The sequence below is a fragment of the Streptomyces sp. RKAG293 genome, assembly GCF_023701745.1.
Taxonomy (GTDB): domain Bacteria; phylum Actinomycetota; class Actinomycetes; order Streptomycetales; family Streptomycetaceae; genus Actinacidiphila.
The window spans coordinates 2578446-2601412 of the sequence record NZ_JAJOZB010000001.1 but is presented as its reverse complement, the minus strand read 5'-3'; the positions used below and the strand labels follow the sequence as shown (position 1 = coordinate 2601412).

The window sequence follows — 22967 nt, the reverse complement described above, 5'->3', positions numbered from 1 at the left end:
GCGTTCACGAATATGGACGTGAATCAGAAGAGCGCACAGCCAGAAGAGCGCACAGAACTTCAAGGGGATCCGATGACCTCAGCCTCACTTGCCGAGCGCCTCGACGGCCTGCTGTTCTTCCCCGTCACCGCCTACGGCCCGGACGGCGAGCTGGATCTCGACATGTTCCGCGCGCACGTGCGCGAAGGCATCGAGGCGGGCGCGGCGGCGGTCTTCGCGTGCTGCGGCACCGGCGAGTTCCACGCGCTGACCCCCGAGGAGTTCCGGGCCTGTGTCGCCGCGGCCGTCGAGGTCTCGGCCGGCCGGGTGCCGGTGGTCGCGGGCGCCGGATACGGGACCGCGCTCGCCGTGCAGTTCGCGCGGCTGGCGGAGGACGCGGGCGCGGACGGGCTGCTCGCCATGCCGCCCTACCTCGTCGTCCCCGACCAGGCCGGTCTGCTGCGCCACTACTCCGGCCTCGCCGCCGGCACCGGGCTCGACATCATCGTCTACCAGCGCGACAACGCCGTCTTCGAACCCGAGACCGTCGTCGAACTGGCCAGGATCCCCAACATCATCGGCCTCAAGGACGGGCTCGGGGACCTCGACCTGATGCAGCGCATCGTCAGCGCGGTGCGCAGCGAGCTGCCCGAGCGCGACTTCCTCTACTTCAACGGCCTGCCCACCGCCGAACTCACCGGACTCGCCTACCGCGGCATCGGCGTGCTGCTGTACTCGTCGGCGGTCTTCTGCTTCGCGCCCGAGATCGCCCTCGCCTTCCACAAGGCGCTGAACACCGGCGACGACAAGACCGTCAACCGGCTCATCGACGGCTTCTTCCGGCCGCTGGTCTCGCTGCGCAACCAGGGCCGCGGTTACGCGGTATCGCTGGTCAAGGCGGGCGTCCGGCTGCGCGGTCTGGACGTCGGCGAGGTGCGGTCGCCGCTCGTCGAACCCTCGCCCGCGCACGTCAAGGAGCTTGCCGAACTGATCGAGCGCGGAATGGCGCTGCTGAGCGACAGCTGACGAACGGGCGCCCGGTGCGGCAGCATCGGGCCCGCGTGTGCCGACCCGCTGCTTGAGGAGCCAAGTTGAGAGCCTCCGCCTTCGTCTACCCGTGGGACGTCGTCGGTGACCCGGACGCCCCGCGCCGGATCGCCGGTCTCGGCGTCCAGCAGGTCACGCTCGCCTCCGCCTACCACTCCACCCGCGCCCTGACCCCCCGCCATCCGCGGCAGCGCATCGTCACGGCCCGGCACACCGCGGTGCTTTACCCGCCGGACCCCCAGCGCTGGAGCGGCCGCTCGCTGCGCCCGTACCCGCAGACGTGGGTGCCGGCGACGGACGCCTACGGGGAGGCGGCGGCCGCGCTGTCGGCCGCCGGGCTGTCCGTCCACTCCTGGGTGGTGCTCGCACACAACTCCCGGCTGGGCGAGGAGTTCCCGCGCACCTCGGTGCGCAACGCCTACGGTGACCGCTACCCGTGGGCGCCGTGCATCGCCCAGCCGGAAGTACGTGCCTACGCCGTCGATCTCGCGGTGGAGGCGGCGGTCCGGCCGGGGACCGACGGCACCGAGCTGGAGTCCTGCGGCTGGTACGGGGTCGGCCATCTGCACGCGCACGACAAGATCGGCGGAGTGCCGCTGGGCGGTGCCGCCCAGTACCTGATGTCGCTGTGCTTCTGCCGCACCTGCCGGGACGGCTACGCGGGGCTCGGGCAGGACCCCGACGCCCTGCAGAGCGCCGTGCGGACGGCGTTGGTGCCCGTGTGGTCCGGCGAGCGGGAGCCGGGGCCCGCCGACCGCGCGGCCGAGTGGGCCGAGGTCGAGAAGCTGCTCGGCGTGGACCTGGCCGGCGCGACGCTGTCCTGGCGCGCCATGGTGGCCCGGCACTTCCAGCGGGAGATCGTGTCCTCGGTACGCGCCGGGTCCGGCCCCGGCTTCCAGATCCTGCTGCACGCCGACCCCGGCCCGCACCGGACGGGCGCGAACGTCGGCGTCGACACGGAGGACGTGCTCTCGCACGCCGACGGACTGGTCCTGCCCTGCGCCGGTGGCGCGGCAGAACGGGCCGCCGTGCTGAGCCCCTTCGCGCCCCACCGCCGACCGGACACCGTCCTCGCCGCCAACTTCCCCGTCGTGGCCGGCATGGGCGGCAGCCCCCGCACCCTGGCCGCCGACGTGGCCCACGCGGCGGCCCTCGGCGCCACCGAACTACGGCTCTACCACGCGGGTCTGGCGTCCGGCGCGGATCTCGAGGCGGTCCGCTCGGCCCTCGGCGCCCTGCGCTCCAGGACCGATTTGTAGGGTGCGCGGTCGGCCTGTAGAACTGCCCTCACGTGCCGAAACAGCCTGTGGGGGGCCTACCGTGACCACCGAACCACCCGCTTCCGGGGACAAGTCCGCCATACCGGACGACGTCTGGGAGAAGTTCGTCCAGGACACCGAACAGGACATCAGGGCGCAGGCTCCCAAGGAGCCCTCGGCACGCGCCCGGATGGTCACCGAACGGCTCCGGCGCGAGGCCGAAGTGGCCGCGCGGCAGCAGAAGAAGAACAAGCGGTGGGGGCGGGCGGCGAAGGCGAAGCCGGGCGAGCCCGCGGGCTGGCGCACCGGACCCGCCTGGCAGGACAGGGAAAGCCGGGCGACCCGGCGTCGGCTGCGCGGAGCGCTGGGCGTGGCTCTGGCGGTGGTGGTCCTGCTGGTGGTGCTCAATCCGTCCACCGCGCTGGACTGGTTGCACGGCGACTTCAGCGGCTCCGCCGACACGACGGGGTACCGCTCCGACGACTCGGGCCGGCCCGCCACCCTCCCGCCGGAGACGGCGCCGCCCACGGCCGCCCCGTCCGCCGACCCGATGGCGGACGCCCCGACGCTCGCGGAGCCCTTCCGCGGCTCGCCCGCCCTCCTCTACGCGGACGGCGAGGCCGGGATCGTCCTGCCCGCGGCGAAGCCGGTGGGCCGGATGACGCGTGAGCAGGTGGAGGGCGCGCTGGACCGGACGAAGCAGTTCCTCATCGACACGAACCTCAACCCGGCGACGCTGCGCGGGGAGCGTCCGCGGATCGCGATGGGCCTGGTCGACCCCCGGCAGACGGAGATCATCTCGCGCTGGGACGCCTCCTTCCGCAAGTCCGACAAGGAGCACGACCCGCTGCTCGTGGCCAGCCGGTTCAACCCCGCGGAGGTGAAGCCGGTCGGCAGCGTGGTCAAGGCGCGCGGCCTGATCACCTTCAAGGAGGGCAGCAACGGCTCGGTCACCGTGCACGCCGACGTCACCTTCGTCTATCCGGTGACCGCCGCCGGCGGCTCGACGGCCGTGTCCCGCACCATCGTGCGGCGGGTGCTGGACTTCGACGTCGCCGACCCCCGGATCGAGCAGGTGACCGGCGGCAAGCTCTGGGTGTCCGGCTACCGGCAGGACATCGGCAACACGGCCTGCGACATCTACGACGGCTTCCTGCACCCGAGCATCGGCCCGGACAGCAACGCCTCCGGCACCCCGGGCCCCTCCGCTTCCCAGGTCGACCCGTACGACCGCAGCAAGCCCCTCGACGACGCGAAGAAGGACTGCGGCCAGGTCACCCGCGTCTGACATCGCCTGGTCCGGCGTACGGCCGCGCGAGGAGTACGAACCCAGGTTCCCCGTCACCGCCATGTGCCCGAGGTCGAACCCGGAGGGCGGCGGCAGATCGTCGACGGAGAACGCGAATTCCGCTTCCACGGTGCTCCGTCGGGTCACAGCCGGCGGGTGGCCAGGGTCAGGCGGTCGCGGGCGTCGAAGAGGGCGTCCTTGATCATCTGTTCGTGGGCGGGGGTGAGCCGGGCCACCGGGACGGAGCAGCTGACCGCGTCGCGGGCCGGGGTGCGGTACGGGATGGCGATGCCGAAGCAGCGCAGGCCCAGGGTGTTCTCCTCGCGGTCGACGGCGAAGCCCTGTTCCCGGATGACCGCGAGTTCCGCGATGAGCTTCTCGCGGTCGGTGTGGGTGTGCTCGGTGAGGGGTTCGAGGGTCTCGGGGAGCAGCTTGCGGACCTGCTCGTCGGAGTACGTGGCGAGCAGCGCCTTGCCGAGCGACGTGGAGTGGGCCGGGAGGCGGCGGCCGACCCGGGTGAAGGGCCGCAGGTAGTGCTGGGACTGGCGGGTCGCGAGATAGACGACGCTGGTGCCGTCCAGCCGGGCGAGGTGGATCGTCTCGCTGGTGTCGTCGGAGAGCCGGTCGAGGGTGGGGCGGGCCGCGGCGACGACCTCGTCACCGTCGATGTACGAGGTGCCGACGAGCAGCGCCCGGACACCGATCCCGTAACGCGTTCCGGTGGCATCGGTTTCGATCCAGCCGAGCTCGACTAGGGTGCGGAGCAGCATGTACAGGCTGGACTTGGGGTAGCCGACGGATTCCTGTACGGCCGCGAGGCTGTGCATTCCGGGTCGTCCCGCGAAGAATTCCAGCAGTTCGACCGTGCGGACCGCGGACTTGACCTGAGAACCGCCACCGTCGCCAGCAGACATCGTCCTGACCCCTCTTGTTCGGCCCCGGACCCTGCAAGTAGGCTCCGGAATGGTTCAAAGATTCATAAGTGAAGACGCTGTTCAGCATATCGAACAGCGGCTGATCCGCATGAGGCAAATCTGGAGGTTCCCCCGGTGGCTGTTCCAGTCTGGTCCGTCGACCCCCGTACCGGGAAGCAGCGGGAGCAGGTGGCGGACGAGGCCACCACGGCGGAGATCGACGGCGCCGTACGTGCCGCGGCCGCCGCGGCGCCCGCGCTCGCCGACCGCAGCGTACGCGCCCTCCTGCTGCGTACCGCCGCGGACCTCCTGGAGGAGGCCGGCCCACAGGTGCTGGAGGCGGCCGACGCCGAGACGGCGCTCGGCCCCGGCCGGCTGACCGGCGAGCTGGCCCGCACCACCTTCCAGCTGCGCGCGTTCGCCGACATCGTCGACGAGGGCGCCTTCCTGGACGTCGTCATCGACCACGCGGACCCGGCCGCGAAGCCCGCCCCCCGCCCCGACCTGCGGCGCTACAAGATCCCGCTCGGTGTGGTCGCGGTCTACTCGGCCAGCAACTTCCCGCTGGCGTTCTCCGTCCCCGGCGGCGACACCGCGAGCGCGCTGGCCGCCGGCTGCCCGGTCGTCGTCAAGGCGCACCCGGACCACCCCGCCACCTCGGAGCTGTGCGCGAGCGTGCTGCGCCGCGCCGCCGTCCGGGTCGGGCTGCCCGCCGACGTCGTCGCCGTCGTGCACGGCTTCCAGGCCGGTATCGACCTCATCGAGCACCCGCTGGTCAGCGCCGCCGGATTCACCGGCTCGGTGCGCGGCGGGCGGGCGCTCTTCGACGCGGCCGCGGCCCGTCCCAAGCCGATCCCGTTCCACGGCGAGCTGGGCAGCCTCAACCCGGTCGTGATCACCGAGGCCGCGGCGGACGAGCGGGCCGAGCAGATCGGCGCGGGACTCGCCGGGTCCATGACGCTGGGCGTCGGCCAGTTCTGCGTCAAGCCAGGACTGGTGCTGGCCCCGGCCGGCGCGGCGGGCGACCGGCTGCTCAAGGCCGTCACCGCCGCCGTCAGCGACTCGGACGCGGGCGTCCTGCTCGACGTCCGGATGCGCGACGCCTTCGTCGCCGGTGTCGAGGCCAGGGCCGCGCTGCCCGGCGTCGAGGCCCCGGTGACCCCGGGCTCCGGCGGCGAGCACACCGTCAGCGCCGGATACCTCACCGTCCCCGCCGACCGGCTGGCCGCCGAAGGACCGCACGATCTGCTGCTCGAGGAGTGCTTCGGCCCGGTGACGGTCGTGGCGCGCTACGAGGACCGCGCCCAGATCACCGCCGTGCTGGAGCGGCTGCCCGGCAACCTCACCGCCACCGTCCACATCGGTGAGGAGGAGGCGGGACAGGAGGACGGCCCGGCCACCGCGCTGCTCGCCGAACTCACCCCGCTGGCGGGCCGGCTGCTCGTCAACGGCTGGCCGACGGGCGTCGCCGTCGCCCCCGCCCAGCACCACGGCGGCCCCTACCCGGCGACCACGTCGACCTCGACCTCCGTCGGCGGGACCGCCATCGAGCGCTGGCTGCGGCCGGTCGCGTACCAGGACACCCCGGTCGCCCTGCTCCCCGCGGAGCTGCGCGACGAGAACCCGCTCCACCTGCCGCGCCGCTTCGACGGCCGGCTGGAGATCTGAGCGGAGCTGAAGGAGCGGAGCCGCAGGAGTGGAGCTGCAGGGAGTGGAGCTGAAAGAGCTGCCGTTCGGGCTGCGGGCCTACGGTCCGGCCGCCGAACCGGGCTACGAGGACGGCGTGCTCGTCCTCACCGCGGGACCCGGCCAGGACCGCTTCGTGCACCCCGGCCGGGAGCCGAAGGTGCCGGCCACCGACGCGCCCCGGCTGCTCGGCACCCCGCCGGCGGGCGACTTCCAGCTGATCGCCCGGGTGACGGCCCGGCTGCGGGCCGCGGGCGACGCCGGAGCGCTCTGTCTCCAGGTGGCCGACGAGCAGTGGGCCAAGCTCTGCCTGGAGCTGTCGCCCGCCCGGTACACCGTCGTCTCGGTCGTCACCCGGGGCAGCTCCGACGACGCCAACAGCTGTGAGGTGGAAGGGGATCACGTCTGGCTGCGGATCACCCGCACCGGCCGGGCCTTCGCCTTCCACGCCTCGGACGACGGCGAGCGGTGGACGTTCGTCCGGCTCTTCGCCCTCGGAACGGAACAGGAGGCGGCGGCCGCGAGCGTCGGCTTCATGACGCAGTGCCCGTCCCCGGACGCCGACGGGTGCACAGCGGTCTTCGACCGGATCGCCTTCCGGTCCGGCGCGCCCGCCGACCTGCGCGACGGCAGCTGACATGCCGGCGGGGGCCAGGCTGCTTCAAGCAGCCTGGCCCCCGCCGGCATGTCAGCTAGCGCACCGGGGTGAAGTCCCGCGCGCCGATGAACTCCGGCCGCCGCACCGGCGCCGCGAACGGCTCGACCGCCGCGTTCTCCACGCTGTTGAAGACGATGAAGACGTTGCTGCGCGGGAACGGCGTGATGTTGTCGCCGGAACCGTGCATGCAGTTGCAGTCGAACCAGGTCGCCGAACCCGCCGCGCCCGTGAAGAGCTTGATGCCGTGCTCCCCGGCGAGTTCGGTGAGCGCCTCGTCGGACGGGGTGCCGGCGTCCTGCATCTGCAGCGACTGCTTGTAGTTGTCCTTCGGCGTCTCGCCCGAGCAGCCGAGGAACGTACGGTGCGAGCCGGGCATGATCATCAGCCCGCCGTTGGTGTCATGGTTCTCGGTCAGCGCCACCGAGACGGAGACCGTCCGCATCCGCGGCAGGCCGTCCTCGGCGTGCCAGGTCTCGAAGTCCGAGTGCCAGTAGAACCCCGACGCCCCGAAGCCCGGCTTGACGTTGATCCGGCTCTGGTGGACGTAGACGTCGGAACCGAGGATCTGCCGCGCGCGGTCGGCGAGCCGTGGGTCGCGGACCAGCTCGGCGAAGACCTCGCTGATCCTGTGCACCTCGAAGACCGAGCGGATCGACCCGGACTTCGGTTCGACGATCGCGCGGGGGTCGGCCCGGACCGCCGGATCGGCGCAGAGCCGGTCCAGCTCCTGGCGGTAGCGGCCCACTTCGCCCGGCATCAGCAGCTGGTCGACGGTGAGGAAGCCGTTCCGGTCGTAGCCGCGCAGCTCGGCGGGCTGGATCGGGCCCGGGGTGCCGTACTCGGACCACACGACCGGGTCCTGGCGGGGAGTGCTGACCTCGGACGCGCCGCGGGTCGGGTACCGGCTGGTGATGGTGTCGGTGGTGGTCGTCATGGCGTCAGGCTCCCTCGGTCTCGGTCTCGGTCTCGGTCCGGGTCTTGATACGGGTCGCGGTGGTGCCCCCGGTCTCGGTCAGCAGCGGGTAGACCCCGTTCTCGTCGTGCACCTCCCGCCCGGTGACGGGCGGGTTGAAGACGCAGACGAACCGCAGATCGGTCTTGGGGCGCATGGTGTGCCGCTCGTGGCCGTCGAGCAGGTAGAGCGTGCCCGGGGAGATCCAGTGGGTCTCGCCGGTCTCGTCGTTGGTCAGCTCGCCCTCACCGTCGACGCACAGCACCGCCTCGATGTGGTTGGCGTACCACATGGACGTCACGGTCCCGGCGTACATCGTGGTCTCGTGCATCGAGAACCCGACGCCCTCGGCGGCCAGGATGATGCGCTTGCTGCGCCAGGTGCCGGTCTCGGCGGTCACATCGCGGTCGGTGCCCTCGATGTCCTTGAAGGATCGGACGATCACGTGGTTGCCTCTGCTTTCTTTCCGTTCGAAGTCGGGCCCGGGTGCGGGCTCAGAGGGTTTCGCTGATGACGTCGCTCACGGCCCGCGTGAGGGTGCGCAGACCCTCGTCCAGCTCGTCGGGGGTGATGGTCAGGGCCGGCAGCAGCTTGACGACCTCGCTGCGCGGGCCGGAGGTCTCCAGCAGCATCCCCAGCTCGAAGGCGCGGGCGCAGACCCGGCCGGCGATCGACGGGTCGATGAACTGCAGACCCCAGGCCAGACCGCGGCCCCGGTACTCGGCGCCGGCGCGGGCCTGGGCGGTGCAGATCTCCCGCAGCGCCGTCTCGACCTGCTCACCGCGCATCACCGTCTGCTTCTCCAGCTGGCCGTCGGCCCAGTAGGCGTCCAGCGCGGCGGTGGCGGTGACGAACGCCGGGTTGTTGCCGCGGAAGGTGCCGTTGTGCTCGCCCGGCTCCCAGACGTCCAGCTCCGGCTTGAAGAGCGCGAGGGACATCGGCATGCCGTAGCCGCTGATGGACTTGGAGAGCGTGACGATGTCCGGCGTGATCCCGGCCTCCTCGAAGGAGAAGAACGCGCCGGTGCGGCCGCAGCCCATCTGGATGTCGTCGACGATCAGCAGCATGTCGCGGCGCTTGCACAGGTCGGCCAGCGCCCGCAGCCACTCCGGACGGGCGACGTTGATGCCGCCCTCGCCCTGGATCGTCTCGACGATCACGGCGGCCGGCTGGTTGAGGCCGGAGCCCTGGTCCTCCAGCAGCCGCTCGAACCAGAGGAAGTCCGGCACCCGGCCGTCGAAGTAGTTGTCGAACGGCATCGGGGTGCCGTGCACCAGCGGGATGCCCGCGCCGGCCCGCTTCATCGAGTTGCCGGTGACGGCGAGCGAGCCGAGCGACATCCCGTGGAAGGCGTTGGTGAACGAGACGATCGACTCGCGGCCCTTGACCTTACGGGCCAGCTTGAGCGCCGCCTCGACGGCGTTGGTGCCGGTCGGGCCGGGGAACATCACCTTGTAGTCCAGGCCGCGCGGTTCCAGGACCACCTGCTGGAAGCGCTCCAGGAAGGTGCGTTTCGCGGTGGTGCTCATATCGAGACCGTGGGTGACGCCGTCGCGTTCGAGGTAGTCCAGCAGCGCGCGTTTGAGCACCGGGTTGTTGTGCCCGTAGTTGAGCGCGCCGGCGCCGGAGAAGAAGTCGAGATATGCGTGACCGTCCTCGTCGTACATCACGCTGCCCTGTGCGCGGTCGAAGATGACGGGCCAGCTGCGGCAGTAGCTGCGGACCTCCGACTCCAGGGACTCGAAGACGGTCATGTCGGGTGCGGTGATGGTCACTGTGCCTGCTTTCCGGGAGACGGTGCGGTGGAGGCGGCGCGAAGTCAGGGGTGGGGCGAAGCCAGGGGGTGGGGCGAAGCGGAACGCGGTGGCGTCAGACCGTCGGGCCGATGCGGAACAGCACCTCGGAGTCGTGCCCGTCGGGGAACAGGGCACCGGGGAAGAGGACTTCGCGTTCGACCGGAACGTCGTGGCGCTCGGCGAAGGAGGTGAACAGCCGCTGCGAAGCGGCGTTGTCCGGCGTGATCGTGGTCTCGATCCAGCGGACGTCGTCGACGGCGACGCGTGCGGCGAGATGGTCGAGCATGGCCGCCGCCACACCGCGGCCGCGCTGCGCCGCGTCGACGGCCACCTGCCAGACGACCAGCGTCTGCGGCTCATCGGGACGGATGTATCCGGTCACGTAGCCCACCGGGGACCCGTCGGCGTCGCGGGCCACCACCGAGGTGCCGGCGAAGTCGCGGCACCACAGGAGATAGCTGTACGAGGAGTTGAGATCGAGCGTCCGAGAATCGCGGGCGATGCGCCACATCGCTCCGCCGTCGTCGACTGTGGGGGTGTCGAGGAATGCGGGAGCGAGCGGTGCCTTCAATTCCGTAGCGGCGTTCATGCGGAATGAACCTACCGAGCAGAAAGTGGAATTGCATGGGGCGGAGGTCTTTACGCGGCCGACTCGTCGTGTTATCGCGCGGGCGGGTGCGGGTGGCCGAATCCGTGGCGAGACCTGCCGTTATATACGGATATAACCGGGCGATTTGATCTTGGTGTGGAGTCCGTCACATTCCCGGAGGTGCCCCGGAAACCTTAATGAAATCCGTGCGTTTAGCCTTCGGAAGGCTGGGCAGGAGCTATTCGGAAGAATACTTCCCGGGAATTCGGTCCTGACGGGCCACCGAAAGGACGAATTCCCCGGAAGTGCTTTCTTGTCCTTTATCGTGCTTACGCTCTGCAGTATCGGGTGACGCAGCGCTATCCGGAAAGCGCCGAACCCAGCGCAGCGAGGCCCCGTGCGACCACGGCGGGATCCGCGTCGGGACCGTAGTGGTTGACGCGGACCATCTCCTTGGCGAGCGCGCCACCACCCGCGACGAGCGGAACAGACGGGTCCAGGGCGAGCGCCCGCGCCACCAGCGCGGTGGCGTCGGTGCCCGCGGGCACCCGCAGCGTCGTCGCCACCGGCGCGGCGTCGCGCGCCTCGTACACGTACGGCTCCAGGCCGCCGCCGAGCGCGAGCGCGCCCTCGCGGGTCGCGGTGGCGGCCGCCCGGTGCCGGGCGATCACCGTGTCGAGGCCGTCGGCGTCGATCCGCTCCAGACACGCCTCCAGCGCCAGCATCTCCAACTGCGCGGGCGCGTGCGGCAGCGCGGTGCGGCCGGTGTCGATCCACCGCTCCTTCCAGTCCAACAGGGAGAGGTACGAGCGGCGCGGCGCCGCCGGGTTGGCCGCCATCCGCTCCCAGGCGCGGGCGCTGACCGACACCGCCGACACACCCGCGGGGCCGCCCATCGCCTTCTGCGCGCCGATGACGCACAGGTCCACGCCCCACGCGTCCGGCAGCAGCGGTTCGGCGGCCACCGACGCGACCGCGTCCAGCATGAACAGCGCGCCGTGCGCGCGCACCACCTCGCCGATCTCCGCCACCGGGTTCGTGTTGCCGGTGGCCGCCTCGGCGTGCACCAGCGATACGAAGTCGATCTCCGGGTGCTCCGCCAGTGCGCGCTCCACCTGCTCGGCGGTGACCGCCCCGTGGAACGGCACGGCCAGGTCGGTGACCTCGGCGCCCGCGTCGCGCAGCCAGTCGCCGAACGTCTTCCCGTAGGGGCCGGTCACCACGTTGAGCGCCGCCGAGCCGGGCCGGGCCCCGCCGCGGATGCAGCCCTCCAGGGGCAGCAGCGCCTCGCCCTGGGTGATGACGACGTCCTGCTCGGTGTCCAGCAGCGCCGCGACACGCCGTTCGATCCCGGCGAAACGGGCGGCGGTCAGCGGGGGCAGGTCCAGGAGGGGGTGCGTCACGATGCGTCTCTTCCGTACGGATGAAGGTCTGGGGCCGGCCCGGGGCCCTGTCGGGCCCGAGGGTGCCTTCGCGAGCGTACCTCCGACCTTTTAGGGTGCTGGGCATGAGTGTCATGGGTGATCGCGGTGCGCTGCACGTCAAGGGCCGGGTGCTGGTCGGCCCCGAGGACGTCCGGGACGAGGTGTGGGTGCTGGACGGCCGGATCTCGTACGACCGGCCCGCCGGACCGCTCGAGGTGACCACCGTCGAGGGCTGGGCGCTGCCCGGCCTCGTCGACGCGCACTGCCACGTCGGCCTCGACACGCACGGCCCGGTGGACGCGGAGACGGCGGAGAAGCAGGCGCTGACCGACCGCGAGGCCGGCACCCTGCTGCTGCGCGACGCCGGATCGCCGTCCGACACCCGCTGGGTCGACGACCGCGAGGACCTGCCGCGGATCATCCGCGCCGGCCGGCACATCGCGCGCACCCGCCGCTACATCCGCAACTACGCGCACGAGATCGAGCCGGGGGATCTGACGGCGTACGTCCGCCAGGAGGCGCGGCGCGGCGACGGCTGGGTGAAGCTCGTCGGCGACTGGATCGACCGCGAGGCCGGTGACCTCACGGCCTGTTGGCCGCGCGGCGCCCTGGAGGAGGCCATCGCCGCCGCCCACGAGGAGGGCGCGCGGGTCACCGCGCACTGCTTCGCGGAGGACTCGCTGCGTGACCTCGTGGAGGCGGGTATCGACTGCGTCGAGCACGCCACCGGGCTGACCGAGGACACCGTCCCGCTGTTCGCGGAACGCGGTGTCGCCATCGTTCCGACCCTGGTCAACATCGCGACGTTCCCGGCGATGGCGGCCGGCGGCGAGGCCAAGTTCCCGCGCTGGGCGGCCCATATGCGCCGGCTGCACGAGCGCCGGCACGCCACGGTGGGTGCCGCGCACGACGCCGGCGTCCGGATCTTCGCCGGCACCGACGCGGGCGGCTCGCTGGCCCACGGCCTGATCGCCGACGAGATCGCCGAACTCGTCACGGCGGGCCTGTCGCCGGTCGAGGCGCTGTCCGCCACGACCTGGGGCGCCCGTGAATGGCTCGGCCGCGACGGGCTCACCGAGGGCGCCTCCGCCGACCTGGTCGTGTACGCGACCGATCCGCGGGCGGACGTACGGGTGCTGGCCGATCCGCGGCGCATCGTGCTGCGCGGACGGGTGGTGGGTTGACGCAGCGTTACGCGGAGCGGGTGCCGGTCGTTGAGCACCACCGCGTACGCCTCGGCGCGTCAACAGAGGTGGGGGCCGTCATCACGTGGCACGGGTGACGGGTGGGAACGGGCGTGCAGCAAGATTCGAAGATAGTGCCGGAAACCACCCGTATGGGTGAACTCGCTGCAGGTAGTCGCCAGTTCACTCTCAGTGCGTAAATATGGCGGGACCGAGGTCACCGGCGGCCGCGTTGTCCCCTCAAGCGGCGCCGCTGACTCCAAGCCACTCGTGGGGGTTCCACCGTGTACAGCTCCAACTTCAGCCTGCCCGCACGCCGTTCGGCCGCCGCCATCGGCGCGGCCGTCGCGCTTGCGGCGGGTGCGCTGGCCGTCGCCCCGGCGGCCCAGGCGCATCCCTCCGGGAACGCCGGGGGCACCTCCGGCGGCAGCTCCGGGGGCGGCAGGTCGACCGCGACCGTCCTGCGCGCCGGTCTCGACGTATCGCTGGTGAACAAGACGGTCCATGTGCCGCTGAACGTCTCGCTCAACGATGTGAAGGCGCCGGCCGATGCCGCCGAGACCGCGCTCACCGCCAAGCTGGACGGCGTCGACCACGGCAAGCCGTTCAGCATGCTGCGGGCGGATGTCGCCACCGCCAAGGCGACGGCCGACGCGCACAAGGCGGAGGGCTACGCGAACCTGGCCCGCGCCGAGGTGCATCTGCCCGGCCTGCCGCTGCTGTCCCTGATCCGGATCGAGGCGGTCACCTCCAAGGCGACCTGTGAGGCGGGCCGGAAGCCGGCCGCGTCGGCCACCCTGGCCGGTGTGTGGGTGCTCAACAAGAAGGTCACCCTGACCGCCACCGGGACGACGAAGGTGGCGGTGCCCGGGGTCGGCGAGGTCAGCCTCGACCTGACGAAGACCCAGACCACGTCGCGCACCGCCGCCGCCACCGGGCTGGAGCTGAAGGTGAAGGTCAATCCGCTGAAACTGAACGTCGCGGTCGTGACCGGCACCGTGACCCTGGTCAAGGCGACGTGCGAGACGCCGAAGGTGGTCGACCCGACGACCGGCGGCACCTCCAACGGCGGCGCCACCCATGGCGGTACCACCAACGGGGGAGCCGACAACGGCGGCGCTGCGAACGGCGGCGGCACGAACGGCGGTGCCTCCGACGGTGGTGCCTCCACCGGGGGAGCGTCGTCCGGCGGGTCCTCGACCGGCGCCGACTCCGGTGGCGCGTCGGGTGGCAGCTCCGGCGGCAGCGGCGGATCGAGCGGCGCGAGTGGTTCGGGGGGCGCCGGCGGCAGCGGTGGTTCGGAGCCGCAGACCGGCCCCACCACCCAGAACCTCGCCGAGACCGGCAGCGGTTCCAACACCCCGCTGCTCGCCGCGGGCGCGGGCGCGCTCGTCGTGGTCGGCGGTGGCGCGCTGTATCTGACGTCCCGCCGCCGCAAGGCGGCCGCCCAGGCGGCGGAAACGGACGCCTAGACGTCCGGTTCCGACCGGATTGGGACCCGAGGGGGGACTGAGGGTCCGAGGGGGAATGGGAGAGGGCGGCGCCGTTGTCGGCGTCGCCCTCTACTGTTGTGTTCAGGGGAAAGCAGCCAGAGTTCGCAGGGTTCGTTTCAGGGGTCACAGGGGTCACGGGGTCCGCTGGACGGGCCGGGGGTCGGGGGACACGATGGACAGCGCGCTGTTCGGGGGCAGATACGAGATCCGGGAGCTGCTCGGCTCCGGAGGCATGGCACGGGTTCATCTCGCGTACGACACCCGGCTCGGCAGGACCGTCGCCGTCAAGACCCTCCTGCCGGAACTGGCCCGGGACGCCGAGGCCCGGCGCCGCTTCGCGCGTGAGGCCCGCGCCGCCGCCGGGCTCAACCACCCCGGCATCGTCACCGTCCACGACCAGGACGAGATGCGGACGGACGAGGACATCGTGCCGTACCTCGTCATGGAGTACGTGGACGGCAGCACCCTCGCCGAACTGGCCCGCAGCCAGGTCAGGCTGGACATCGAACGGGCGGTCAGGATCACCTGCGACATCCTGGACGCGCTCGCCCACGCCCACGCCCGCGGGCTGGTCCACCGGGACGTCAAACCGTCCAACGTCCTGATCACGTCGACGGGTTCCGTCAAGGTCGCCGACTTCGGGATCGCCCGGGTCGTGCACTCGCTGACCCGGATCACCGGCACCGGCTCCGCCCTCGGCACCCCCGGCTACATGTCACCGGAACAGATCGAGGACCGCGAGGTCGACGCGCGCAGCGACCTGTACGCGGTCGGCTGCATGCTGACCGAACTGCTCACCGGCACCGTCCCGTTCCCCGGACCGACGCCGCTCACGGTGATGTACGCCCACATCCACTCCACCCCGGAGCCGCCCTCGGCGCGGAACGCGGCGGTACCGCCCGAGCTGGACGCGATCGTCATCTCCGCCCTCTCCAAGAACCCCGCGCTGCGCCCGCGCAGCGCGGCCGTCATGCGCGACGACCTGAACGGCTGGCTCGCGGCACCCAGGGGCGGCGCCACCCCGGCCCTGCCGCCCGCCCCCGCCCCGCGGCCGGTCGTGCCGCTGCACCCTGCGTACAACCCGCCGCACACACCGCCGCACACTCCGGTTCCGCCGCCGCTGCCACAGCTGATGCCACCGGCCTCCGGGCGGCCCGGCGAGGCGTACACCTCCCAGCAGTGGGGCACGGCGCCGGCCGATCCGCGCCGCGGCAAGGGGCGGCGGCGCGCCCTCATCGCCGTCTCGGCGGCCGTGGTGCTGACGCTCGGCACGGTGCTCGCCGTCCGCCTCGGCTCCTCGGCGCGCCCGGACGAGAACACCGTCACGGCTCTGGACCTGATCGCCAAGCGGACCGTCGGCCGCGGCTACGACGGGGCGGTCAACGGCACCGTCAACCCGTCCACGGCCAAGGGCGGCACGCTCAAGCTGATGTCGTACTACGCCCCCGACTCCCTGGACCCGGCGCGCTCCTACTCACCGCTCGCCTGGAACCTGGACCGGCTCCTGCTGCGCAAGCTCGTGGACTTCGCCCCCCAGCCCAGCGGGGCGGGCGCCGAACTCGCGCCGGACCTGGCCACCACCACCGGCACGGTCAGCGACGGCGGCCTCACCTACACGTACACCCTCAAGAAGGGCGTGACGTTCGAGGACGGCACGGGCATCACGTCCAAGGACATCAAGTACGGCATCGAGCGGACGTTCGCGACCGACCTGTTCAGCGGCGGTCCCACGCATCTCAGGGACCTGCTCGACCAGGGCCAGTCCTACCCGGGCCCGTACAAGGACACCGACCCGGACCAGCTGGGCCTGAAGAGCGTGCTCACACCGGACGACAGCACCATCGTCTTCCATCTCGACGCGCCGTTCGCCGACTTCCCCTACGTGCTCGCACTGCCGATGTCCTCGCCCGTGCCGAAGGCCAAGGACACCAAGGACAACTACGAGAGGCAGCCGGTCGCCAGCGGGCCGTACAAGATCGCGTCCTACGACCGCGACAAGAAGCTGCGGCTGGTGCGCAACGACAAGTGGGACCCGGCCACCGACGGCATCCGCACCGCCCTGCCGGACGCCGTCGACTTCACGGTCGCGGCGAGCGCCGACGTGGTAGACGCCGCGCTGCTCAGCGGAGAGGCCGATCTGGACCCGGCCCAGGCCGGTGTCCAGGACGCCACCCGCACCAAGATCCTCGGCAGCGACAGCCTCAAGGCGAACGCCGACTCCGCGCTGATCGGGGCCGTCCGGTACTTCTCCCTGCAGACCGCCGTCGCGCCGCTGAACGACTACCGCTGCCGCTGGGCGGTGCAGTACGCGGCGAACCGGACCGCGCTGCGCGACGCGGGCGGCGGCAAGGACGCGGGGGACGTCGCGGGCGGGATGCTGCCGCCGACGGTCGGCGGCTACGACCCGCATCTGAACACGTACGGCACGGCCGCCGGCCGCACCTATCCCGACCTCGCCAAGCGCCAGCTGTCCGACTGCGGGCACGCGTCCGGCTTCTCGACCACCATCGTCACGGCCAACGGCAACCCCAGGACCAAGGCCATGGTGGAGAACCTGCGCACCCAGCTCGCCGTCGTCGGGATCACCGCCAAGACCGAGTACCCCGAGGCCGCGGACCTGTACGCGACCCTGCCCGACCAGAAGAAGATCAAGGATCGTGGGTGGGGCATCATCCTCACCACCTGGCAGTCCGACTGGCCCACCCCGGCCGGTTTCCTGCGCCCGCTGCTGCTGGCCGGCAGCCCGTCCAACTACGCGGCCCTCGCCGACCAGCAGCTGAAGGACCTGATGGACGAGGCCGACGCCAAGACCGACCGCAACTCCGCCGACAGCGTCTGGCGCACCGTCGACTCCACCTCGCAGGACCGGGGCACCCTGATCCCGTTCATGTACGTGCGGCAGCTCAACTACCGTTCGGCACGGCTGACCAACGTCTATCTCCACCCCGCGCTGGGCGGGGTGGACATCCAGGCGCTCGGCATCAAGAACTGACCTTCGGGAACTCCGGGACCGCCGGGACCTCCGCGTTCCGCCCGCTCCGTGCTGTGGCCAGCGCTTCGACGAAGGCGTCCGTCGTGGCGGCGTCGCGGACGGCGATCCGCAGCCACCGCCCGTCGAGCCCGGGGAAGGTGTCCGCGCGGCGGACCGCGAAGCCGAGGCCGCGCAGCCGCTCACGGACGGCCGTCGCGTCCGGCAGCTCGACGAGGACGAACGGCCCGGCGGGCGTGCCCGCGACCTCCAGGTCGTCGAACTCGCCCAGCCGGGCCAGCAGATACGCGCGGCAGACGGCGATCGCGGCCGCGGCCCGTTCCGCCTCGGCCAGCGCGTCCGGTGTCACACACGCCTCGATGGCGGCCAGCCCCGGCGACGAGACCGCCCACAGCGGCTGCGCCCGCTCCAGCAGGGCGATGTGCTCAGCACCGGCGAGCACATAGCCGATCCGCAGCCCGGCCAGGCCCCAGGTCTTGGTGAGGCTGCGCAGCACGACGAGACCGGGCACGTCGCGGCGGGCGGCCAGTGAGGCGGACTCGCCGGGTACGGCGTCCATGAACGCCTCGTCGACCACCAGGGTCCGGCCGGGCCTGGCCAGCCGTGCGACCACCTCGGACGAGTGGAGCGCCGACGTCGGGTTCGTCGGGTTGCCGAGCACGACGAAGTCGGCGTCCTCGGGAACGGCCGCCGGATCGAGCCGGAAGCCGTCGGCGGCATGCAGGACCACCCGGTGCACGGCGTGTCCGGCGGCGCGCAGCGCCGCCTCGGGCTCGGTGAACTGCGGGTGCACCACGACCGCGTGACGCGGTGCGAAGGCCCGCGCCAGCAGCACGAACGCCTCCGCCGCGCCCGCCGTCAACAGCACCTCGTCCACCGGCCGGCCGTGCCGCCGGGCGACGGCGGCCCGCGCCGCCCGCGCGTCGGGGTAGGCGGCCAGACCGTCGAGCGACGCGGCGATCGTCGCCTTCAGCCAGGCCGGCGGCGTACCGGCACGGACGTTGACGGCGAGGTCGGTCAGTACCCCGCCGTCGTCGCGCACCTCCGCGTCGCCGTGGTGCCGCAGGTCGTAACCGTCGGCGCCGCCGTCTCCGGGAGTGCCGCCGGCACCGGAAGTGCCGTCAGTGGGAGTGGGCATGGGGACCGTGGTGGTGGTCGTGGCCGTGGTCGCCCGAGGGGTCGTCGGGGTGGTGGTGCGGCTGCTGCGGCAGGCCGACCCGGTCCTCGAAACCGGGCAGCTTGACGCGGTAGACGCAGGAGTCGCAGTTCATCCGCAGATCGCCCTTGAGCGTCTCGCGGTAGCGCTCCATCACCAGGTCGGCCAGCTCCGGCTCCGGGCCGATGACGGCCGCCTGCCGCACCTCGGTCGCCGGATGCGCGGCGGCCCATTCGGCGGCCTGGTCCCGGACCCGGTCCGGCAGGATGCCGGTGAACAGGAAGTACGGCAGCACGACGATGCGGCCGGCGCCCAGCTTGCGGCAGCGCTCCAGGCCCGAGGGCACGTCCGGCGCTGCCAGCGAAACGAACGCCGTTTCCACGCCCGCGTAGCCGCGGCCCTCCCACAGCAGCCGCGCGACCTTGTATATCTCGGCGTTGGCGTCCGGGTCGGTCGAACCGCGGCCGACGAGCAGCACCGTGGTGTCCGAGCGGTCGTCGTCGCCGAGCACCTCGTCCAGCCGCCGCTCCAGGATCGTCAGCAGGCCCGGGTGCGGGCCCAGCGGCCGGCCGTAGGTGTACGTCGTGCCCGGGTGCCGCTGCTCCTCGCGGGCCAGGGCGGCCGGGATGTCGCCCTTCGCGTGCCCCGCGGAGACCAGCACCATGGGGACCGCCGCGAAGCTGCGGACGCCCTGGCCCACCAGCTCCGCGACCGAGTCGGCGAGCGGCGGCGGCGACAGTTCGATGAACCCGCCGCCGACCGGCAGCCCGGGGTTGTGCTCGCCGAGCTGCCGGACGAACGCACGGAAGGCTTCGGCTCCGGCCTCGTCACGGGTTCCGTGGCCGACGAGCAGGAGTGCGGGCGGGATCACAGGGAGTTCTCCTTGGTGAGGGGTGCGAGGGTCTCCACGGCGGCGGGTCCGCCGGGACGTCCGGTGGGACGTCCGGTGGGACGTTCGGTGTAGAGCAGGGCGTTGAGCGCGGCGGACGCCACGGCGGAACCGCCCTTCTCGGAGATGTTGCTGACGGCGGGCAGGCCGGAGGCGCGCAGCGCGGCCTTGCTCTCGGCGGCTCCCACGAAGCCGACCGGCAGACCGATCACCAGCGCGGGCGCGGCGTCCAGCGTCAGCAGTTCCTCCAGCGCGGTCGGCGCGCACCCGATCACCCAGATCGCACCGGGACCGACCTGCTCGTAGGCCAGCCGGATCGCGTGCGCGCTGCGGGTCAGCCCGGGACCCGAGCGGCCGTCCTTGAGCCGGCAGACGACCGGCCGGGTGGTGATCCCGGCGGCGACCATCTCGACGTCCGCGACGATCGGGGCGCCCGCGTGCAGCGCGGTGTGGGCGGCCAGCAACTCGTCCTCGTCACAGACGAGTTCCCCGGCGTACTCCAGATCGGCGCTGGAATGGACGACCCGCTCGACCACGGCCCGCGTCAGCGGCGGGAAGTGCGAGGTGTCGAGCCGGGAGCGCAGTCTGCGGAACGACTCCTGCTCGATGGGGTGAACGGTGCGGGTCACAGGGAACCTCCCGGTCGTCGGACGGGCTGCGGGCCGGTCATGCCTGCCACCGGTAGCCGCGCGGGGTCACCATGCGGCCGGCCACGTTGCGGGTGGCGGTGTTGCCGACGGTCACGACGGTCACCATGTCGACCGTCGTCACATCCAGCGCCGCGATGGTCGTCACCTCGCTGCGCTCGTCCGGCCGGGACGCGGCGTGCACGACGCCGACCGGGGTACCGGGCTCCCGGTGCTCCGCGAGCAGCGACAGCGCCTTCGGCAGCTGCCAGTCGCGGCCGCGGCTGCGGGGGTTGTAGAAGGTGACGATCAGATCGGACTCGGCCGCCGCCCGGACCCGGCGCTCGATGACGTCCCACGGTGTGTGCAGGTCCGACAGGCTGATCGACACATGGTCGTGGCCCAGCGGCGCACCCAGGATCGCGGCGGCGGCGAGCGCGGCCGTCACCCCGGGGACCCCGACGACGTCGATGTCGTCCGCGGCCTCGGCGAGCGCGGGGGAGGCCATCGCGTAGACCCCCGCGTCACCGCTGCCGATCAGGGCCACCGCATGGCCCGCGCGGGCCTGCTCCACGGCGGTACGCGCGCGTTCCTCCTCGGCGCCCAGACCGGATTCCAGGATCCGGGTGCCGGGCCGCAGCAGGTCCCTGATCTGGTCGACGTACTGGTCCAGGCCGACGATCACCGACGCCCGGCGCAGCTCCTCGCGGGCCCGCGGGGTCAGCAGATCACGTGCGCCGGGACCGAGCCCGACCACCGAGAGCCGGCCGCGCGGACGGCGCCGCGCCACGGCGGCGGTCGCCATCGCGGGACCTTCCGGCGGCGCGGACTTCCGCTTGGGCACCAGCAGTTCGCCGCCCGGTGCCGCCGCGAGCGCCGCCGCCTCGGCGACGGACGGAGTGCCGACGGCGGCCAGCGGAGCGTCCGACGGGTTCGGTACGCCGATCCCGGCGAGCCGGTCCGCGGTGTACGTCAGCAGCGGCACCCCGAGCCGCTCGGCGGCCTCGACGATCCCCGCCTCGTCCGCCTTCGCGTCCACGGTCGCCAGCGCCGCGACCGAGCGGGGCGAAAGACCGGCGTCTGCGAGGGCGCTCCCGATCAGCGTCAGCACCTCGTCGGCGGGCACTCCCCGGCTGCCGCCCACACCGACCACCAGTGACGGCGGGCGGAGCAGCACGGTGGCTCCGGCGGACGTATCGGCGCCGGTCACACGGTCGGTGACGATCAGTGAGACGTCACTGTCAGTGGCGGCGGTTACGTTGGGTGGCAGAGCAGGAAGGGGGTGGACGCCATGGGGGGTGTCCAGACGTACGGGGTCGCCGTCGAGGATCGCGCGGCTGACGGCCGCGACCGCGCCTTCGACGGGCCAGCCCAGCATGTCGAGTCCCGGCACCCCGGCGGCGTCGGTGGCGGTGCTGATCACCGGACGGCAGCCCAGTGCGTCGGCGACGCGCTGCGCCAGCTCGTTCGCACCGCCGCCGTGGCCGCCCAGCAGGGCTATCGCGTGCTGGTGCGTCTCGTCCACCGTGACGACGCCCGGATCGGTGTCCTTGCCCCGCAGCAGGGGGGCGATCAGGCGGACGACGGCGCCGGTGGCGAGGAAGCACACCAGCTGCTCGCATTCGGCGAAGGCGCGGCCGACCGCCTCGCGGACCGGCCCGTCGTAGACCCGGACCTCGTCCGGCCAGGCGGCGGCCAGGTGTTCGCAGCCGCGCTGCCCCGCCGAGGTGGCGGAAATCAGGCCGATCACAGAATTGCTCCTTCGGTGCCGGGCCGGGTGGCCCACAGGACGAATACGGGATTGTTGGCGGCGAGCCGGGTGACGCCACCCGGCAGCGGTGCCAGCCGGGAGGACTGCAGCAGCAGACCGTCCGGTTCGAGACCGGCCGCGGACAGGGCGGCGCGTACGTCGCCGACGCGGTCGACGGCCGCGAGGGTCACGACCACGGTCCGCCGGGCGCGCCTGGCGCAGGCACCGACGATGGCGGGCAGGTCGCGCCCGCCGCCGCCGATGAAGACGGCGTCCGGGTCCGGGAGCTGGGACAGCACGGTCGGGGCGGCGCCGTGCACGATCTGTACGTCCACACCATGGGCCGCCGCGTTCGCCCGGATCCGCTCGATGCCGTCGGGGGTCTGCTCGACGGCGACCGCCGCGGCGCCGAAGCGCGCGCACTCCACGGCCACGGAACCCGATCCGGCTCCTATGTCCCACACGAGGTCACCGGTGCGCGGGGCGAGCCGGGACAGGGCCAGGGCACGCACCTCGAACTTGGTGATCATCGAGTCGCGGTACCCGAACGCCTCCTCGGGCAGCGCCCATCCGGCCGGCGCGGGCGGCGGTCCCGCGACGATCCGCTGGACCGGCGACAGCACCCGCGCCTCGTCCAGGCAGAGCACGACGCTCACACCGGTCCCCGTCCAGTCGCGGACGGCGGCGTCGGCGGGGGAGACCCGCTCGACGGTCTCGTCCGCCGTGCCGAGGGCCGCCGCGACCACCAGCGTGCGCTCGATACCGGTCCGGGCCAGCGCGGCGCCCAGCTCGGCGGGCCCGGCCCCGGGACCGGTCAGCACCGCGGTCTTGGGGTGCGCGCGGCACACGTTGACGGCCGTCCGCGGATCGCGGCCGTGCGCGCTGACGACGACCGCGTCGTCCCAGGACAGTCCGAGCCGGGCGAAGGCCACCGCGATGGAGGGGGAGGACGGGTGGACGTCCAGGGCTTCCGGGCCGAAACGCGCCCCGAGGGCCCGGACGATGCCGAAGAACCCCGGATCACCGGAGGCGAGCACCGTCACCCGCCGGTCCTGGTGGTCCAGCGAGCCGAGGTGCCGCTCGATGCCGTCGAGGGCCGGGGCGAGCGGGCCGAGGACGATCCGCTCCACGCCGGCCGGCAGCCGCGCCGCCTCCAGATGCCGCCGTGCGCCGACGACGAGCGTGGCACCGGCCGGAGCCGTGGCGGACCCGTCGGCGCCGGTGCTCGTGCCGGTGCTCGTGCTGGTGGTGCCGGTGCCGATGACGGTGATCGCGCCGGGCGCGGGCG

At 72.5% G+C, this 22967-nt stretch carries 19 protein-coding genes; 8 read left to right on the top strand and 11 right to left on the bottom strand.

All coding sequences use genetic code 11. The features are described 5' to 3' along the window. Nucleotides 1-72 precede the first annotated feature (72 nt). The 3 genes from LNW72_RS11460 (at nt 73) to LNW72_RS11450 (ending at nt 3573) form a co-directional block, all read left to right on the top strand. Nucleotides 73-1005 carry a 5-dehydro-4-deoxyglucarate dehydratase gene (locus LNW72_RS11460; protein WP_250975305.1) on the top strand — a complete coding sequence of 311 codons (933 nt, stop codon included), beginning with the start codon at nt 73-75 and terminating at the stop codon, nt 1003-1005. A gap of 65 nt (nt 1006-1070) precedes the next feature. Beyond that, a complete protein-coding gene (locus LNW72_RS11455; RefSeq protein ID WP_250975304.1) occupies nt 1071-2285 on the top strand; it encodes a hypothetical protein in 1215 nt (404 codons plus the stop codon). A gap of 61 nt (nt 2286-2346) precedes the next feature. After that, nucleotides 2347-3573, top strand: a complete 1227-nt coding sequence (locus LNW72_RS11450; protein WP_250975303.1) for a hypothetical protein — start codon at nt 2347-2349, stop codon at nt 3571-3573. 143 nt (nt 3574-3716) lie between these two features. Here LNW72_RS11450 and LNW72_RS11445 read toward each other — a convergent pair whose 3' ends face one another. Beyond that, on the bottom strand, nt 3717-4487 hold the full coding sequence (locus LNW72_RS11445; RefSeq protein ID WP_250975302.1) for an IclR family transcriptional regulator: 771 nt from the start codon (nt 4485-4487) through the stop codon (nt 3717-3719). Nucleotides 4488-4622: 135 nt separating this feature from the next. Here LNW72_RS11445 and LNW72_RS11440 point away from each other — a divergent pair, with 135 nt between their 5' ends. Together LNW72_RS11440 and LNW72_RS11435 are read left to right on the top strand one after the other, a co-directional pair. After that, nucleotides 4623-6155 carry an aldehyde dehydrogenase (NADP(+)) gene (locus LNW72_RS11440; RefSeq protein WP_250975301.1) on the top strand — a complete coding sequence of 511 codons (1533 nt, stop codon included), beginning with the start codon at nt 4623-4625 and terminating at the stop codon, nt 6153-6155. Between the two features lie 34 nt (nt 6156-6189). Then, nucleotides 6190-6810: a DUF1349 domain-containing protein gene (locus LNW72_RS11435; protein ID WP_285370236.1), complete on the top strand. Its 621-nt coding sequence runs from the start codon at nt 6190-6192 to the stop codon at nt 6808-6810. Between the two features lie 55 nt (nt 6811-6865). On the opposite strand, the gene thpD is transcribed toward LNW72_RS11435, so the two are convergent. From thpD to LNW72_RS11410, 5 genes are all read right to left on the bottom strand, one after another. Then, a complete protein-coding gene (gene thpD, locus LNW72_RS11430; RefSeq protein ID WP_250975300.1) occupies nt 6866-7765 on the bottom strand; it encodes an ectoine hydroxylase in 900 nt (299 codons plus the stop codon). A gap of 4 nt (nt 7766-7769) precedes the next feature. Continuing rightward, nucleotides 7770-8228, bottom strand: a complete 459-nt coding sequence (locus LNW72_RS11425; protein ID WP_250975299.1) for an ectoine synthase — start codon at nt 8226-8228, stop codon at nt 7770-7772. A gap of 49 nt (nt 8229-8277) precedes the next feature. Further along, nucleotides 8278-9558: a diaminobutyrate--2-oxoglutarate transaminase gene (ectB, locus tag LNW72_RS11420; RefSeq protein ID WP_250975298.1), complete on the bottom strand. Its 1281-nt coding sequence runs from the start codon at nt 9556-9558 to the stop codon at nt 8278-8280. A 94-nt stretch (nt 9559-9652) separates the two neighbouring features. Beyond that, nucleotides 9653-10168 carry a diaminobutyrate acetyltransferase gene (gene ectA / locus LNW72_RS11415; protein WP_250975297.1) on the bottom strand — a complete coding sequence of 172 codons (516 nt, stop codon included), beginning with the start codon at nt 10166-10168 and terminating at the stop codon, nt 9653-9655. 359 nt (nt 10169-10527) lie between these two features. Further along, nucleotides 10528-11571 (bottom strand): aminotransferase class V-fold PLP-dependent enzyme, encoded by a 1044-nt coding sequence (locus LNW72_RS11410; RefSeq protein ID WP_250975296.1) that lies wholly within the window; start codon nt 11569-11571, stop codon nt 10528-10530. A gap of 113 nt (nt 11572-11684) precedes the next feature. Here LNW72_RS11410 and LNW72_RS11405 point away from each other — a divergent pair, with 113 nt between their 5' ends. From LNW72_RS11405 to LNW72_RS11395, 3 genes are all read left to right on the top strand, one after another. Next, nucleotides 11685-12776: an amidohydrolase family protein gene (locus tag LNW72_RS11405; protein WP_250980105.1), complete on the top strand. Its 1092-nt coding sequence runs from the start codon at nt 11685-11687 to the stop codon at nt 12774-12776. A gap of 284 nt (nt 12777-13060) precedes the next feature. Next, nucleotides 13061-14248 (top strand): SCO1860 family LAETG-anchored protein, encoded by a 1188-nt coding sequence (locus LNW72_RS11400; protein WP_308401920.1) that lies wholly within the window; start codon nt 13061-13063, stop codon nt 14246-14248. Nucleotides 14249-14441: 193 nt separating this feature from the next. Further along, nucleotides 14442-17261, top strand: coding sequence for an ABC transporter substrate-binding protein (locus tag LNW72_RS11395; RefSeq protein ID WP_250975295.1), 2820 nt, complete (start codon nt 14442-14444; stop codon nt 17259-17261). Here LNW72_RS11395 and cobC read toward each other — a convergent pair. Genes cobC through cbiE form a run of 5 tightly spaced genes read right to left on the bottom strand, consistent with a single transcriptional unit; the run spans nt 17251 to nt 22950 of the window. Then, nucleotides 17251-18396, bottom strand: coding sequence for an Rv2231c family pyridoxal phosphate-dependent protein CobC (gene cobC, locus LNW72_RS11390; RefSeq protein ID WP_250975294.1), 1146 nt, complete (start codon nt 18394-18396; stop codon nt 17251-17253). The two genes, LNW72_RS11395 and cobC, sit on opposite strands and share 11 nt — an antisense overlap. Beyond that, entirely contained in the window at nt 18380-19285 is a 906-nt protein-coding gene (locus LNW72_RS11385) for a sirohydrochlorin chelatase (RefSeq protein ID WP_250975293.1), read from the bottom strand. The genes cobC and LNW72_RS11385 overlap by 17 nt, the downstream gene beginning before the upstream one ends. After that, entirely contained in the window at nt 19282-19932 is a 651-nt protein-coding gene (locus LNW72_RS11380; protein WP_250975292.1) for a precorrin-8X methylmutase, read from the bottom strand. Before LNW72_RS11380 ends, LNW72_RS11385 begins: the two co-directional genes overlap by 4 nt. A gap of 37 nt (nt 19933-19969) precedes the next feature. Further along, nucleotides 19970-21679, bottom strand: a complete 1710-nt coding sequence (gene cobJ / locus LNW72_RS11375) for a precorrin-3B C(17)-methyltransferase (protein WP_250975291.1) — start codon at nt 21677-21679, stop codon at nt 19970-19972. Continuing rightward, nucleotides 21676-22950, bottom strand: a complete 1275-nt coding sequence (gene cbiE, locus LNW72_RS11370) for a precorrin-6y C5,15-methyltransferase (decarboxylating) subunit CbiE (protein WP_374117406.1) — start codon at nt 22948-22950, stop codon at nt 21676-21678. The genes cobJ and cbiE overlap by 4 nt, the downstream gene beginning before the upstream one ends. Nucleotides 22951-22967: the final 17 nt, after the last annotated feature.

Excerpts from the sequence above, each read along its gene's own strand:
- LNW72_RS11460 (WP_250975305.1), top strand. The coding sequence starts at position 73 with ATGACCTCAGCCTCACTTGCCGAGCGCCTCGACGGCCTGCTGTTCTTC.
- LNW72_RS11445 (WP_250975302.1), bottom strand. The coding sequence starts at position 4,487 with ATGTCTGCTGGCGACGGTGGCGGTTCTCAGGTCAAGTCCGCGGTCCGC.
- thpD (WP_250975300.1), bottom strand. The coding sequence starts at position 7,765 with ATGACGACCACCACCGACACCATCACCAGCCGGTACCCGACCCGCGGC.
- ectA (WP_250975297.1), bottom strand. The coding sequence starts at position 10,168 with ATGAACGCCGCTACGGAATTGAAGGCACCGCTCGCTCCCGCATTCCTC.
- LNW72_RS11405 (WP_250980105.1), top strand. The coding sequence starts at position 11,685 with ATGGGTGATCGCGGTGCGCTGCACGTCAAGGGCCGGGTGCTGGTCGGC.
- LNW72_RS11395 (WP_250975295.1), top strand. The coding sequence starts at position 14,442 with ATGGACAGCGCGCTGTTCGGGGGCAGATACGAGATCCGGGAGCTGCTC.
- cobC (WP_250975294.1), bottom strand. The coding sequence starts at position 18,396 with ATGCCCACTCCCACTGACGGCACTTCCGGTGCCGGCGGCACTCCCGGA.